This is a genomic window from Pseudomonas sp. TWR1-1-4, assembly GCF_049897165.1.
Classification (GTDB): Bacteria; Pseudomonadota; Gammaproteobacteria; order Pseudomonadales; family Pseudomonadaceae; genus Aquipseudomonas; species Aquipseudomonas canadensis.
Genome location: NZ_JAFCVS010000001.1, coordinates 465,901 through 480,259, shown reverse-complemented (window position 1 = coordinate 480,259; position 14,359 = coordinate 465,901). Strand labels below are relative to the sequence as shown.

General features: G+C 62.4%; 15 protein-coding genes. 9 read left to right on the top strand and 6 right to left on the bottom strand.

The window, feature by feature from the left end:
• Window positions 1–65: 65 nt before the first annotated feature.
• Entirely contained in the window at window positions 66–917 is an 852-nt protein-coding gene (gene phnX, locus ACP7C6_RS02275; protein ID WP_028616917.1) for a phosphonoacetaldehyde hydrolase, read from the bottom strand.
• A 50-nt stretch (window positions 918–967) separates the two neighbouring features.
• A complete protein-coding gene (locus ACP7C6_RS02270; RefSeq protein ID WP_311892981.1) occupies window positions 968–2,116 on the bottom strand; it encodes a 2-aminoethylphosphonate--pyruvate transaminase in 1,149 nt (382 codons plus the stop codon).
• 110 nt (window positions 2,117–2,226) lie between these two features.
• Here ACP7C6_RS02270 and ACP7C6_RS02265 point away from each other — a divergent pair, with 110 nt between their 5' ends.
• Together ACP7C6_RS02265 and ACP7C6_RS02260 are read left to right on the top strand one after the other, a co-directional pair.
• Window positions 2,227–3,084, top strand: coding sequence for a LysR substrate-binding domain-containing protein (locus ACP7C6_RS02265; protein ID WP_311892979.1), 858 nt, complete (start codon window positions 2,227–2,229; stop codon window positions 3,082–3,084).
• Window positions 3,085–3,183: 99 nt separating this feature from the next.
• The gene (locus tag ACP7C6_RS02260) at window positions 3,184–3,891 is read left to right on the top strand and encodes a YebC/PmpR family DNA-binding transcriptional regulator (protein ID WP_028616915.1); all 708 of its coding nucleotides are present in this window, start codon (window positions 3,184–3,186) and stop codon (window positions 3,889–3,891) included.
• A gap of 122 nt (window positions 3,892–4,013) precedes the next feature.
• On the opposite strand, the gene ACP7C6_RS02255 is transcribed toward ACP7C6_RS02260, so the two are convergent.
• A complete protein-coding gene (locus tag ACP7C6_RS02255; RefSeq protein ID WP_028616914.1) occupies window positions 4,014–5,315 on the bottom strand; it encodes a protein kinase in 1,302 nt (433 codons plus the stop codon).
• A gap of 39 nt (window positions 5,316–5,354) precedes the next feature.
• The gene (zapE, locus tag ACP7C6_RS02250) at window positions 5,355–6,449 is read right to left on the bottom strand and encodes a cell division protein ZapE (RefSeq protein WP_068935091.1); all 1,095 of its coding nucleotides are present in this window, start codon (window positions 6,447–6,449) and stop codon (window positions 5,355–5,357) included.
• A gap of 215 nt (window positions 6,450–6,664) precedes the next feature.
• Between zapE and ACP7C6_RS02245 the strand changes: the two genes are divergently transcribed.
• The 7 genes from ACP7C6_RS02245 to ACP7C6_RS02215 all read left to right on the top strand — a co-directional run bounded on the left by ACP7C6_RS02245 (window position 6,665) and on the right by ACP7C6_RS02215 (window position 12,966).
• The gene (locus ACP7C6_RS02245; protein WP_068935093.1) at window positions 6,665–7,162 is read left to right on the top strand and encodes a Csu type fimbrial protein; all 498 of its coding nucleotides are present in this window, start codon (window positions 6,665–6,667) and stop codon (window positions 7,160–7,162) included.
• Entirely contained in the window at window positions 7,156–7,698 is a 543-nt protein-coding gene (locus ACP7C6_RS02240) for a Csu type fimbrial protein (protein ID WP_028616911.1), read from the top strand. Before ACP7C6_RS02245 ends, ACP7C6_RS02240 begins: the two co-directional genes overlap by 7 nt.
• 18 nt (window positions 7,699–7,716) lie before the next feature.
• Entirely contained in the window at window positions 7,717–8,259 is a 543-nt protein-coding gene (locus ACP7C6_RS02235; RefSeq protein ID WP_025999725.1) for a Csu type fimbrial protein, read from the top strand.
• Between the two features lie 2 nt (window positions 8,260–8,261).
• Entirely contained in the window at window positions 8,262–8,750 is a 489-nt protein-coding gene (locus ACP7C6_RS02230) for a Csu type fimbrial protein (RefSeq protein WP_028616910.1), read from the top strand.
• Window positions 8,751–8,775: 25 nt separating this feature from the next.
• Window positions 8,776–9,564: a fimbrial biogenesis chaperone gene (locus ACP7C6_RS02225; protein ID WP_122729167.1), complete on the top strand. Its 789-nt coding sequence runs from the start codon at window positions 8,776–8,778 to the stop codon at window positions 9,562–9,564.
• Window positions 9,565–9,703: 139 nt separating this feature from the next.
• Entirely contained in the window at window positions 9,704–11,998 is a 2,295-nt protein-coding gene (locus tag ACP7C6_RS02220) for a fimbria/pilus outer membrane usher protein (RefSeq protein WP_426108319.1), read from the top strand.
• 50 nt (window positions 11,999–12,048) lie between these two features.
• Window positions 12,049–12,966: a Csu type fimbrial protein gene (locus tag ACP7C6_RS02215; protein ID WP_050587889.1), complete on the top strand. Its 918-nt coding sequence runs from the start codon at window positions 12,049–12,051 to the stop codon at window positions 12,964–12,966.
• Here ACP7C6_RS02215 and ACP7C6_RS02210 read toward each other — a convergent pair.
• Together ACP7C6_RS02210 and ACP7C6_RS02205 are read right to left on the bottom strand one after the other, a co-directional pair.
• Entirely contained in the window at window positions 12,963–13,700 is a 738-nt protein-coding gene (locus tag ACP7C6_RS02210; protein ID WP_426108207.1) for an anti-sigma factor family protein, read from the bottom strand. The genes ACP7C6_RS02215 and ACP7C6_RS02210 overlap by 4 nt on opposite strands.
• Window positions 13,697–14,203 carry an RNA polymerase sigma factor gene (locus tag ACP7C6_RS02205; RefSeq protein WP_068935101.1) on the bottom strand — a complete coding sequence of 169 codons (507 nt, stop codon included), beginning with the start codon at window positions 14,201–14,203 and terminating at the stop codon, window positions 13,697–13,699. The genes ACP7C6_RS02210 and ACP7C6_RS02205 overlap by 4 nt, the downstream gene beginning before the upstream one ends.
• Window positions 14,204–14,359 lie beyond the last annotated feature (156 nt).

The following is a 14,359-nucleotide window of genomic DNA, read 5'->3' as shown; positions in this document are numbered from 1 at the left end:
CGGGGGCGTTGTGGTGTAACTCCACTAATCCAAGCCCTGTGTTGGAGCCATCAGGTGCTAATAGCTCACCTCATCGAACAAGGTGAGCCATTAATGCTCTGAGGCATCTCGCCTTCAGCCAGGCGCCGGTTGATGTCAGCGATCACTGCAGGCAGGTCATTGATGGTGTCGATCAAGTAGTGCGGGCGCGAGCCTTCGAACATCGCCTCGATCCGTTTGCGCTCGCTGGCCAGGGTCCTAGCATCCAAGGCGCGGAATTGCTCGTAGGTCAGGCCCAGCGCATTGCCGGAGCAGGTCAGGGCCACGGTCCACATGCCGGCGCGCCGCCCTTCGAGGATGCCCGGCACGGTGTCGTCGACCTTCACGCACGCCGCCACATCGTCAATGCCCAGGGCGATGACGTTGGCCAGGGCCTGGGCCGGCCATGGGCGACCGTTGGGCACTTCGTCTGTGGCGACCACATGGTCGGCGATATAGCCGTTGGTGGCGGCCAGGGCGACGACTTTATCCATGACTTGCTTGGGGTAGCCGGAGCAGGAACCGATCTTGATGCCTTGCACACGCAACCGGGCGATGGTGTCGAGGGCGCCAGGGATCAGCGCCGAGTGTTCGGCGATCTTCTCGATCTGCAAGGGCATGAAGCGCTGGTAGATAGCTGTCACGTCGTCATCGGTCGGCGTACGGCCAAAAGCCTTGCGGTAGCGCTCGGCGACCTGCGGCTGGTCGCAAAGGGTGCGGATGTGGTCCCACTTGCCCATGCCCATTGGGCCACGGGCTTCTTCGATGGAGACTTGCACGTCGAATTCGGCGAAGGCTTCGACAAAGATCTGCGTGGGGGCGAAGGAGCCGAAGTCGACCACGGTGCCGGCCCAGTCGAGGATCACCGCCTGAAGGGTGTTGGGGTTCTGATAGTTCATACACAAATCCTGTAGGCGCTGGCGTGCCAGCGATGAACGAAAATGAGGTTTTACAGAATGACCGCGTCGCCGGTGATCGCCGGCAAGCCGGCTCCCACAGGTTGGAGCACATTCATGTCTTGCAGTACTTGCGCGATCGCGGCGACGGCTGCTTGCATGTCCCTCGCATCCACATGCCCGATGCAGCCCACACGGAAGGTTTCCACCTGGGTCAACTTGCCCGGATAAAGGATGAAACCCTTGGCCTTGACCCGTTCGTAGAAGTCCTTGAACTGGTAGCGCGGGTCCTGGGGGGCGTGGAAAGTGACAATGATCGGCGCCTGGATTTCAGTCGGTAGGAAGCTGCGCAGGCCCAGTTCGGCCATACCGTCGAGCAGTGCCTGGCAGTTGCGTGCATAGCGTTGATGGCGGGCGGGCAAACCGCCTTCCTCGACGTATTGCAGCAGCGCTTCGTGCAGGGCTGCGACTACATGGGTCGGCGGGGTGAAACGCCATTGGCCGGTTTTGGCCATGTAGGCGTTCTGGTCGAACAGGTCCAACGCCAGGGAGTGGCAATTGCCTTGGGCCGCGGCCAGCGCCTGTTTATCGGTGAAGACAAAACCCATTCCCGGCACGCCTTCCAGGCACTTGCCTGACGCGGCGATCAGCGCATCGAATGGTACTTCGCGGGCATCGATCGGCAGCGCTCCAAACGAACTCATGGCGTCGATGATCAGGCGCTTGCCGTGGGTTTTCACGACTTGGGCGATCTCGGCCAGGGGGTTGAGAATGCCGGTGCTGGTTTCGCAGTGGATCAGTGCGACGTGGGTGATGGCCGGGTCGGCTTGCAGCAGACCGTCCACATCGGCGGCGGTGGTGGGTTCGTCCTCGGCGGTTTCAAAGGTGCTGAAGTCGCGGCCGAGCACTTCACAGATTTTTGCCAGGCGCTTGCCGTAGGCGCCGTTGATCAGCACCAGCACCTTGCCGTTACGCGGCACAAGGGTGCCGATGGCGGCTTCGACGGCGAAGGTGCCGCTGCCTTGCAACGGCACGCAATGGTGGCTGGCCACACCGTCGATGATTGCCAGTAATTGTTCGCAGACGCTGGCGGTGAGGCGGTTGAAGCGGTCGTCCCATGAACCCCAGTCCACCATCATGGCCTGGCGGGTGCGGGCGGAGGTGGTCAGCGGGCCGGGCGTGAGCAGGATGGGCGTCGTCATTACAAGTCCTTGCGAAGCATCGGATGAATCTACGGCGCCTAAATTGCAGTTTGGCTTGTCATCAATCAAATTGTTTGTTGTTATGCGAGCTATCAGTGAGGCCGATAGCTATGAACCTGTTTCAACTGCGTGCATTCGATGCCGTGGCCCGCGAGGGCAGTTTTACCCGTGCGGCGGCGCGGTTGTTTATCAGCCAGCCGGCGGTGACCGGGCATATCAAGGCGCTGGAAGAGCACTATCAGATTCCGTTGTTACGCCGCACCGCCAGGCGCGTGGAATTGACGGAGGAGGGCGCGCGGTTGGCGGCTATCACCCGGGCCATCTTCGGCCTGGTGGACGAAGCGCAGACGATGCTCGAGGCCAACCGCCAATTGCTCATTGGGCGCCTGGAAGTCGCGGCCGACGGCCCGCACTTGGTGATGCCGATGATCGCCAGTCTGCGTGCGCGCTACCCCGGCATCACCGTCAACCTGCGCTTGGGCAATGCCCAGGAAACCCTGGCTGCGTTGCTGTCTGAGCATGCGGATGTGGCGGTGCTGACGGAGGTGGAACCGCGCAACGGCCTGCATCTGCAGCCTTTGAGCGAATCACGGATTTGCGCGCTGGTGCCGGCCAGTCACCCGTGGGCCGCGCTGCCCAAGGGGATCCGCCTGGAGCAACTCAATGAGGTGATCATGGTGCTGCGCGAGCCGAGTTCCATCACCCGGCGTACGTTCGATGACGCTTGCCTGGCTGTCGGTGTACAGCCCAAGGTGCTGCTGGAACTGGACAGCCGCGAGGCGGTGACCGAAGCCGTTGCCGCTGAATTGGGCGTAGGCGTGGTGTCGTCGATGGAGGTCAGCCCGGACCCGCGCGTGCGCGCCGTGCCGATCCAGGGCAACGGGCTGGTTAACCGGCACATGCTCGGTTGCATGGAGCGGCGTCGGTCGTTGCGCTTGATTCAGGCGTTTTTCGAGTTGGCGTCCTGAGGGTTTTTTGGTGGAACGTTGCGTTTTTGCGCTATAAACTCTGCCCCCAAAGCGCCGGCCAGTAGACGTTTGGGCGCGATGGACAGAAGAGAGTGAGTCATGGGCGCACAGTGGAAAGTCAAACATAAAGAAGCGGCAGCCAATGCCAAGGGCAAGATCTTCGGCAAGCTGGTGAAAGAAATCACCATCGCCGCCCGCAACGGCGCCGACACCTCCACCAACGCCCACCTGCGTCTGGTGGTGGAACAGGCCAAAAAGGCCTCGATGCCCAAGGAAACCCTGGACCGCGCCATCAAGAAAGGCGCCGGTCTGCTCGGCGAAACCGTGCAATACCACCGCGTCACCTACGAAGGCTTTGCGCCGCACCAAGTGCCACTGATCGTCGAGTGCGTGACCGACAACATCAACCGCACGGTGGCGGAAATCCGCGTGGCTTTCCGCAAAGGCCAACTGGGCGCTTCCGGTTCCGTGGCCTGGGACTTCAACCACGTCGGCCTGATCGAAGCCTCGCCGGACAGCCCGGACGCCGATCCGGAAATGGCCGCCATTGAAGCTGGCGCCCAGGATTTCGAAGACGGCGAAGAAGAGGGCACCACCTTGTTCATCACCGAGACCACCGACCTCGACGCCGTACAGAAAGCCTTGCCGGAGCAAGGTTTCACCGTGCTGTCAGCCAAGCTGGGCTACCTCTCGAAGAACCCGGTGAGCGGTTTGAGCGATGAGCAGATGGCTGAGGTTGAAGCCTTCCTCGAGGGCTTGGACAACCATGACGACGTGCAGGATATGTTTGTCGGGTTGGCTGGCTGATTTTTAGCAGGATACATGTGATCTAAATGTGGGAGCGGGCTTGCTCGCGAATGCGCAGAGTCAGTCAACATATTGATTGACTGATACACCGCATTCGCGAGCAAGCCCGCTCCCACATTGGTTTAGTGGTGTTGTATAGAACCCAGCATGGTTTCGATTTCGTCGAACCCCGGCCGCGCCAGCACATCTGGCTGACAGCAGCTTTTTTCCAGCCTAACCAACTCATCACTGGCCTGTCCTTCAACCCGCTCCAGCAGTTCCCCCAGCAAAATCCCGAACGCCCGCACTTCAATCCGCTGCAATGCCCTGGTTTCCACGCTATCCGCCGTCGCATGGAACGATGCCGCGCCAAAATCCCCCAGCAAGCAGTCGCCGGCTGCATTCCACAGAATATTGTGGCCATACAGGTCACCGTGGGTGATGCCGTGCCGGTGCAGGTGCGCGGCGACCGAAGCGATGCCCCGCGCCATGCGCAGCGCCACTTCCAGGCTGAAGCGAGTTCCCGATTCATAAATGTCGCGGGTGCACGACGCCAGGCTCGGCAAGGCCGCGAGGTTGCGGTAGCTCGGGTCGATCAGGTCCATGACCAGTGCGGCTTGGTCATCCGGGTGGCCGACCACGCGGCCCTCTACCTTGATCAGGTTGGGGTGCAGCCCGGCAGCGATGCAGGCCTGCATTTCGTGCAGCGGCGAGCCATCGCTGGTGATGGTGCCTTTGTAGAGTTTGACCGCGACGGGCTGGCCTGACGGTTTCCACAGGGCCTTGCGGATAATGCCGGAAGCGCCTTCGCCAAGGACTTCGGCCAGTTCCAGCTCTGGCCAGGGAATGTTCGGCGTAGCGTCATCACCCGCTACGTCCACGGCCATTTCCACAGGGTTGCCGGCATAGGCCAGCCAAGCCAGGCTTGGCAGTGTCAGTAACCATTCCGGCAGTTGGGAGAAGCGGTTGGAGGCGATGCGCAGCAATTCGAGGTTATGGCAGTTGGCCAGGCTTTCTGGCAGGTGCGCCAGTTGGTTGCCGGCCAGCATCAGCTTTTGCAAGAGCGGTCGCTTGCCCAGTTCGTCGGGCAACTGGCTGATCCGGTTATCGGTGAGGATCAACCAGCGCAACAACGGCGGCAGCGCGGCGGCAGGCACGTGGCTGATCTGGTTGGCCTTGAAGCCGATCATGCTCAATTTGGCGCATTGGCCAAGGCTTGCCGGCAACTCGGTGAACCGGTTGTCCGAGCAGAACAGCACGCGCAGATGGGGCAGCCGGTGCAGGTCGTCTGGCAGGCTGCTCAGGGCGTTACCGCTGAGGTTGAGGATCTCCAGGGAGTCGGCCAGTTCGAAGATTTCCCGGGGGAATTCGGTCAGCCCGCAGGACAGGTCCAGGCGGGCGATACCGGCCAGTTGGCCGGCCTTGAGTTGGTCGAGGGTATGCATGAACGGGGTGGTCACTCGGCAAAGGGGCATCAATGGCGCTCATGATACCGGGTCAGGTGCCAGTTGCGGGTCAGCCTGTTGCAATTGTCCCAAACGGCTGGCGGTGCGGGCCAGGTCGATGGCCTGGCCGCTCAGGGCAAGGTCTAGGGGCTGCGCGCCGATCAGGATCAGGTGCTTGTCCCGGTCGTAGAGCACGTCCACCAAGTTGATAAAACGTTGCTGTACGGCGATTGGGCAGTCTGCCAGTTGAGGCAGGCCGTCGATGGTCCAGTGATCGTAGTCCTGGCACAGCAGCAGGTAGTCCATTACTGCGGTCAACTGCTCGCAAAGATCGCTGAAGGTGAAGGCGATGGAGCGGCCTGCGCGGTGACGGCAGATCAACGTCCGATTGCCGACGGCCAGGGGCTGTGGTGGGCAGTCGGCAGCGGGAAGACCCAAGGCTTCGCGCTGACGCGCAGTCCCCGGCCAAACGTACTGACCGCTGGTAAAGCGTTGTGTGCTTTGGGCCTGGGGCAGGCTGCGAAAGTCCTGGGGCGAACTGACTTCCAATACCTCCATGCGCGCATCGATCAGGTCGATCACCGGCTTGAAACGCTCGTGGTACAGCGGGTTGGGCAGCAGCCCCTGTGGCGCATAATTGGACGTCACCAGCACCAGCACACCGCGTTGGAACAAGGCTTTGAACAGCCGCGTGATCAGCATCGCGTCGCCGATGTCGTGGACGTGAAATTCGTCGAAACACAACACCCGGCAGTCCGTCAGCAGTTCGTCGAGGGTCACGGCCAGCGCATCGTCTTGCTCACGGTGAGTGAACATGCCGCGATGCAGGCGCGCGAAAAAGTCATGGAAATGCACGCGCTGCTTCTCGGTAATCGGCAACGCTTGGAAAAAACCATCCAGCAGCCAGCTTTTGCCGCGCCCAACCGGCCCGTGCAGGTACAGGCTACGGGTGTGCCGGCCGGCGAGCAGGTGCTGGGTTTCTCGGGCCAGGGCAGCAATGGCTCGGGTTTGTCCGGCACTGAGGGTGTAACCCTGTTGCTCGGCTTTTTGCTGGAAGAACGCGGGGATAGGTGAGGCGTCGAGGGCGTCGGTTTTCTTGCCGAGCAGGCGACGGATCAGGGAAAGCGCGGCCAATGCGAGTCACTCTGTATTTCAGTGGTCGCTCACTTTAGGGCGACTGCTGCGTTTTGACCAATAGAGAAGGGCGTTGCGTGCTATCTCGAAAAGGCATGTCACGCTTGCAAGCCTGCCCCGACTGGCAGTTTCTCGTTGAGTGACTAACCTTCTACACAGCAGTCACCCCTGTACAAGGATTTGGGGCAGTGAAGGGACGAGCAGTATTGGCAGTCATGGGCGCGATGCTCTGCAGCACGGCTTTCGGGGCGCAACTCCAGGTGGAGGTGCGTATAGACGTGCAGCGGGGCTGCCAGTTGGTGGGCACCACCCGCAGTGCTGGCATCGAGCAGCTTGGCGTATTGGATTTCGGCAGCGGCGCGCGTCTGGATGACCCGGCCGGGCCCCTGAGTGCGGCACTGATCAGTCAGCGCCAGCCACGGCTGGAATGCAACCCGGACACACCGTATCAGGTGCGTGTGGATGGCGGCCTGCATGGCGGCACCGGTGAAGTGCGTTACCTCAGCGCTACCCCTTTGATCAAACCTATTCCCTATCGAATTTATGCCGACGCCGCGCGGCGCGTGCCGTTGCCGGTGGATGTGCCGATCAGTGGTCGCGTGCCGGACGCAGGCTTCGTCGACTTGCCGCTGTATGGCCGCATCGAGCCGCTCAAGGACATCCCCGCCGTCGGCCGCTACACCGACCTGCTCAAGGTTACTGTCACATGGTAAGCCGCTATCTGGCCGTGATGGCCATGGGAGGCCTGCTGGTGCTGGCGGATGACGTGCAGGCGGCTGTCGCCACCGGGTTTATCCAGGCGCGACTGGTGATCACCGCCAGTTGCGAAGTGAGCAAAGGCGTCGAGAGCGCGCCGGTCAACCCCACGGGCGGTACGGCGATGCTCGACTTCGGCAGCCAGGGACCGACTTGGAACAACACGCTGGGCGCAGCGGTCTCCGACGGCGACAAGGCGCCGCTGGCGGTGTCGTGCAACCCCTCGGTCTCAAGCTTCACCGTGACTATCGACGGCGGTACCAACGGCGATGGCACTACGCGGCGCCTGAGCAATGGGCGTCAGATGATTCCGTATCGGCTGTCCGCCGATCCACAGGGCCGCAGCACCTACAGCATCGGCCAGCAACGCAATTTTGTCGTGGCCAAGGGCACCCAGATACCGATCCCGGTGTTTGGCTCCGTGGTGGCAAATACCAGTGCCTTACCGGCAGGGATCTACACCGACACGTTGACGGTGACACTGGACTGGTAACTCAAGAGGATGAACACCATGCATGTACTTGTTTCGCGTTTAGGCGCTTGCGCGCTGGGGCTGGCAATGGCCTCCAACCTCAATGCGGCAACCACGGTCACCGGCCAGATCACATCGAGCCTGATATTGATCGCCAGTTGCCAGGTCAACGGTTCCGGTGCGGCGACCGGGCTGAACTTCGGTAGCTTGAACTTCGGCACCACCAACAGCCTGTTCACCAACGCCGATGCCCAGTTGCTTGGCGGCACCGGCACCGGCGGGGCGCTGTCGATCCTGTGTTCCAGCGGCACCACGCCAGCGGTCAAGGTGCGTGCCGGTGCCCATGACGGTGCGTCCCCGGGTGGCAGTCGTGCGTTGGCCGACGGTGCAGGCAACTTCGTGCCCTACGACTTCTACACTGACAGCGGCCACTCCGCGCTGTTGGCGATTGACGGCGTGATCACGCTCGCCACCAGTACCGGCGTGGCGCAAACCGTCAACCTCTACGGTCGGGCGGTGGGCAAGGCGGGTCTGCCAGCCGGCACCTACACCGACACCGTGGCCGTGGAACTGACGTTCTAGCGATGTGGCTCAGAGTGTTGCTGGCCTGTGGGCTGGCGGTGCCGCTGCCGTTGTCGGCGGTGACCAGCCAGAGCTTCCAGGTGAGCGCGACTATCACGCCGGGTTGTCTGATTGTGGGCGGGGGCTCCAATTACGGCGCGTTGACCTACGGCAGTTACTCGGCCCTGGCCACCAGTACGGTCACGGCGGCGTTGACCGGGGGTGTCACCTTGCAATGCACGCCGGGGGTGACATTGAGCATGAGTGTCGACGGCGGCCTGCACAGCAGCACCGGGCGCAATCTGCAGCTCAACAGCGGCAGCGCGCGGGTGGCTTACCAGTTGTTTCGGGATGCGGCGTTCAGCCAGAGCCTGGGGATCGGCCAGAGCGTCAATGTGGCGTACAGCGATGCGAACAACATCAGCCTGCCGATCTACGGGCGGGTGCAATTGCCGGGCAATCAGCCTGGGGGGACATACAGCGACACGCTGCAGGTGCAGCTGACGTGGTAAGGCAATCGGTATAAGGAGTGGGGTTATGCGTTCACCTTCCCGGCGGCTGTGGGCCGCGGGTATTGCCTTGAGTGCGGTGTGCACGGCGGGGTTCGTACAGGCAGCCAGTTCGGTGCTGATCTGGCCCATCGACCCGGTGCTGGAGGCCGATCAACAGGCCAGTGCGTTGTGGTTGGAAAACCGTGGAAGCGAAACCGCGAGCCTGCAGATTCGTGTATTTGCCTGGAGCCAGAGCGGCTTTGACGAGCAATACCAGAACCAGCGCGATGTGATTGGCAGCCCGCCGGTTGCGCGAATCGAGCCTGGGCAGAAACAACTGGTACGCCTGACCCGCACCCGCGAAGTCCCGCCGGGACAAGAGTTGGCCTACCGCATCATCATCGATGAAATCCCTTCGCCCTTGCAGGTGCCGACACCGCCGGAGGGCAAGAACACTGCGGCGGCGATTCGCTTCCAGATGCGTTACTCGGTGCCGCTGTTTGCCTATGGCGCCGGCCTGTGGAGCAAGGAAGACAGCACACGCCAGCGCGACCCCAAGGGAGCAGGCAAGCCAGACTTGAGCTGGCACAAGGTTACGGTGGCGGGGCGCAACTACATCGAGGTGCGTAACCAGGGCGCCGTGCATGCGCGCCTCACCGATGCCTCATTCAAACAGGGCGGCCAGACCAAACCCCTGGTGGATGGCCTGTTGGGCTACGTGCTACCGGGCGCGACCATGCGTTGGCCAGTGCCGGATGCGCTGTCGGCTGATCAGCCCCTGCAAGTCAGGGTCAACGGTGCGCAACAGTTGGAGAACCTGGCGCCGAAGCGGTAACCGAGTGTAGCGGGGCGGGACGCTCCGGGATTTAAACGGATGGAGATGTCCATTGAAGGACACAACGCCATGTGTGAGTCGTGGTCGGGCTCGTCGTCTATGGCCGTCGGTGGCAGTGGTAAGCGGGCTATGGGCCGCCATGGTTGCGCCCCAGGGCGTGGCTGGCGACCTGCCACCGCCGCCGAGCAGTATGGAGGCTGTCGCCGATGCACAGTTGTTTCTGGAGCTGGTGGTCAACCAGATGGACACCGGTCGCGTCATCGCGGTCGATCAACGTGCCGGGAAGCTCTTTGTCCCCGCCAGCGCGTTGCAGGATGTGGGCATGAAACTACCCGGTGACCTGAGTGGCAGCGTGGCGTTGGACACCATCCCAGGCCTGCACAGTGACTACGACAGCAATGGTCAACGCCTGCTGCTGGATGTGCCGCCTGCCTGGCTGAAGGAACAGTTCATCGGCAACCGCAACACCTACCCGCGCACCCAGGCGATGAGCAGTTTCGGCGCCTTGCTCAACTATGACCTGTACTTCAACGATACCGACGAAGGCGGCAGCTACCTCGCCGCCTGGAACGAAGTGCGGCTGTTCGATACCTGGGGCACCTTGTCCAATACCGGGCAATACCGCCAGACCCTGGCCGATGGCGTCAGCAGCAGTACCTTCAACAACGGCTACCGGCGCTATGACACTACCTGGCGTTTCTCCGATGACGAACGACTGCTGACCTACGAGGCCGGTGACGTGATCAGCGGCGCCTTGCCCTGGAGCAGCTCGGTGCGTCTGGGTGGGGTGCAGTTTTCACGGGACTTCGCCGTGCGCCCGGACCTGGTGACCTACCCCTTGCCGCAATTTGCCGGTGAGGCCGCGGTGCCGTCGTCGGTGGACCTGTTTATCAACGGCTACAAATCCGACAGCGCGTTGCTGCAACCAGGGCCTTACACCCTGACCAACGTGCCATTTATCAATGGTGCCGGTGAGGCGGTGGTGGTGACCACCGACGCGCTGGGTCGCCAGGTGTCGACCACGGTGCCGTTTTATGTGACGAGTTCGCTGCTGCAAAAAGGCCTGACGGATTTCTCGGTGGCCGCCGGTTCCTTGCGCCGGGAATACACCTTGAAGGATTTCGCCTACGGGCCTGGCGTTGCCAGCGGCACCTTTCGTTATGGTTATTCCGACAACCTGACTCTGGAAAGCCACGCCGAAGCCTCCAGTGACCTGACCCTCGGCGGCCTGGGTGGCAACCTGCGGCTAGGCAACTTCGGCGTGCTCAACACTGCCGTCAGCCAAAGCCAGTTCGAAGGGCGCAGCGGCCAGCAACTGAGCCTGGGGTATTCATACAACAGCACGCGCTACAGCCTGTCGTACCAGCGGGTCGAACGGCGCGACGAGTACGCCGACCTGACTCTGGTCGACACCCCCTATGCCAGCCTCAGCAAACGCAGCGAGCAAGTGACCTTGAGCCTCAACCTTGAGCGCTTCGGCAGCCTGGGCGTAGGTTACTTCGACGTGCAGGCAGCGGACGATTCGCGCACGCGCTTGCTCAACCTGAGCTGGAGCAAACCCCTGTGGCACAACACCAGTTTCTACCTGTCGGCCAACCGTGAGACCGGCGACAGTAACTGGGCGATGCAGGCGCAGTTGGTTATCCCGTTCGACCTCAACGGCAGCCTGGCCGTGAGCACCGAGCGCAGCAAGGATGGCGCCAGTCGCCAGCGCCTCAATTACAGCAGCGCGGTGCCGAGCGAGGGCGGGGTGGGCTACAACCTCGGTTATGCCCAGGGCGATGGCGCGGCGTACCGGCAGGCTGACCTGACCTGGCGCTTGCAGTCGGTGCAGTTGCAGGCCGGCGTGTACGGCAGCAGTGACGCCGAGACGCGTTGGGCGGATGCCAGTGGCTCGCTGGTGTGGATGGGCGGCGATATGTTTGCCGCCAACCGTATCAATGATGCGTTTGTGGTGGTGAGTACTCAGGGCTTCGCCGGGATTCCGGTGCGCTATGAAAACCAACTGGTGGGTGAAACCGACCGTAATGGCCACTTGCTGGTGCCATGGAGCAGCGCGTACTACCGCGCCAAATATGAAATCGATCCGCTGAACCTGCCGCTCAACGTGCAGAGCCCGAATGTGGAGCAGCGTGTGTCGGTGCGCCGTGGCAGTGGCTACCTGCTGGAGTTCCCGCTGCGTCGGGTGCTCGCAGCCAGCGTCACCCTGGTGGACACCGAGCATCAGGAACTGCCCCTGGGCAGCCTGGTGGTGCACGAGCAGAGCAACCAGCAGGCGGTGGTCGGCTGGGATGGCCTGGTGTACCTGGAAAACCTCTCGGCGCATAACACCTTGCAGGTCACGTTGGGTGAAGGGCGTACGTGCCAGGCGCGATTCGACATGGACGAACAGCAACAAGGCGTGCCGCTGATCGGGCCGTTGGTGTGCCAATGAGGGGGCTGGGGTGGCTGTCTGTCGTAGGCGTAGTGTTCTCGGGCCAGGCCATGGCAGCGTGTTCGGTGGTGACCACGCTGCCGGCGAGCTTCGGGTCGATCAGCTCGATGACGGTACGCACGGCGGCGCAGGCCACGTCGACAGCCAACTCAGGGTTGAGCTGCACCTCGGCATTGATCTCGCTGCTGGTGTCCTCCGACCATTTCTACGCGACGATCACCTCCTCCAAGACCGGCATGGTCGGGCCTACCGGTGACGTCATCGGCTATACGATCTACGCCAACAACAGCACCAGCTTTCCGATAACCCGTGGGGCGCAATTCGATTTTGGCGGGGCGGGGGGCATTGCCCAGAGCATCGGGTTGATCGCGGGGCCTGGCTCGAAAACCGTGCCGCTGTACGTGAGCAGCATCACCGGCAGCAACGTCGCCGCTGGCTTGTACACCGAGACCTTGAACATTGCCTGGAACTGGAACTACTGCTCGGGGATTGGCATTGGCGGTGTCTGCCTGGGCCGTGACATCGGCAGTGGTACCGCCGCTTTGACGGTGAGCATGACCGTCACCAATGACTGCCAGATCACCGCGCCCAATATCAGTTTCGGCAGCGCCCCGGTGATCAGTGGTTTCACCACGGTGACCGGGCAGGCGAGCATTTCCTGCACCAAGGGCAGTGCGTACAGCGTAGGGTTGAGCGACGGCCAGAATTCCGTCAGCGCGGGCGGGCGGCGGCGGATGATCTCAGGCAGCAACTACCTGGCCTACGACATCTTCAAAAGCGCCGGCACCACCCGTTGGGGCAGTGTGGGCGCGGCGCGTCGCGACAGCTCCACCGCCGAGGTCAACCCCGGCAATGGCCTGGGCACCGGCAGCCAGGTGTTCAACTACAACGCCAGGATCTATAGCGATCAAACCACTCCGCCGGCCGGCACCTACCTCGACAACGTGGTACTCGACGTGGGCTTCTAGAACTTCAGCATCGCCGGAGTGGGCTGGTCTGCCGGGCTGACCACCGCATAGTTGTAGCCGGCACCGGACCAATATTGGGCCTGCAAACCATCGGCACTGCGGCTGCCCCTTGGCAGGAAACCGTTTTCCGGTCCCGGTGGGCGGATATAGAAACTGATGCGCCGGCCTTGCGGGTCCTCATATAGCACCATGGCCGCGGCGCCTTGCTCGGTGGTGAGCAGGCGCCCGCTGACCGGTGTGAACCCGGAAGCACTCAGGTCCGGCAGGCGGTGTGCCTGGTTGAAGTAGCGGTCGAGCCAGGCCTGCATCGTGCCACTGCCTTGCACTTTGTAGTCGGCGGGCATGATGCCGTCCTGGGCGAATAAGCGGAACGCCTGCATCGCATCGGCCATGGGCAGTTGGGCGGGCTGGGTGGCTTCACGGGCGTGCCAGCCACCGATACCGCCGAGGCTGATAGCGATCAGCAGCACGGCGGCCGTAGCAAAATAGCGCTGTGATTGACGCTTGATGCGCTGGCGGATCAGCGCCGGGTCCAGGTCCGGGTTGGCCGGCTGTTGCAGGGCACCGCCCAGCGCGGCACGCAGCAACTGCGCGTCGTGTTGCCAGGCGTGGACCTGGGCGGCGACATCCGGGTGGGCGGCCAAGTAGGTTTCAAGCATGCGGCGATCACTCTCCAGCAGTTGGTGATCGACGTAGGCATGCAAATCGCGTTCGCTGGGGGGCAGGCTGATCATTTGAGTATCCGCAGGGAAGGGCTGGCAATTTCGCCATCACTGAGTTGACGCAAGGCTTGGCGCGCCCGTGACAGGCGCGACATCACGGTGCCGATGGGCACCTCAAGAATCTCGGCGATTTCCTTGTAGCTCAGGCCTTCGACCGAAACCCACAACAGCACCGCGCGCTGCTCGGTGTTGAGTTGGTCGAAGGCTTGCAGGGTCGCTTGGGCGATCACCGTACGTTCCACCGACGGCTGCGCATCGTCGCGTCCGGTGAAGAATTCCAGCATGCGCGCATAGCGCCGGGTGCGACGGTGGGCATCGAGGAACTGCCGGTAGAGGATCGAAAACAGCCAGGCGCGCAAGTCGCCTTCAACGCGTTTGTCGGCCCAGCTGATGATCGCCCGCTCCAGGGTCGACTGCACCAGGTCGTCGGCGCTGCTGGCGTTACGGGTCAGGGACACGGCAAAACGCCGCAGCCTGGGGATGAGTTCACGTAACTGTTCGTCGAGTTCATGCATGGGAATCTGGCTGGTCACTACGCTGGGACTAGAGAGACGTGCGGCGTGTACGGTTATTCCCGATCCTGGGAAATAAATCAAAGGCCAGGGAATAGAGCCGATCGACGTTCGTCTTAATGCTCCGACCTTATGTTCACCTCTCATTATGTTCACCCC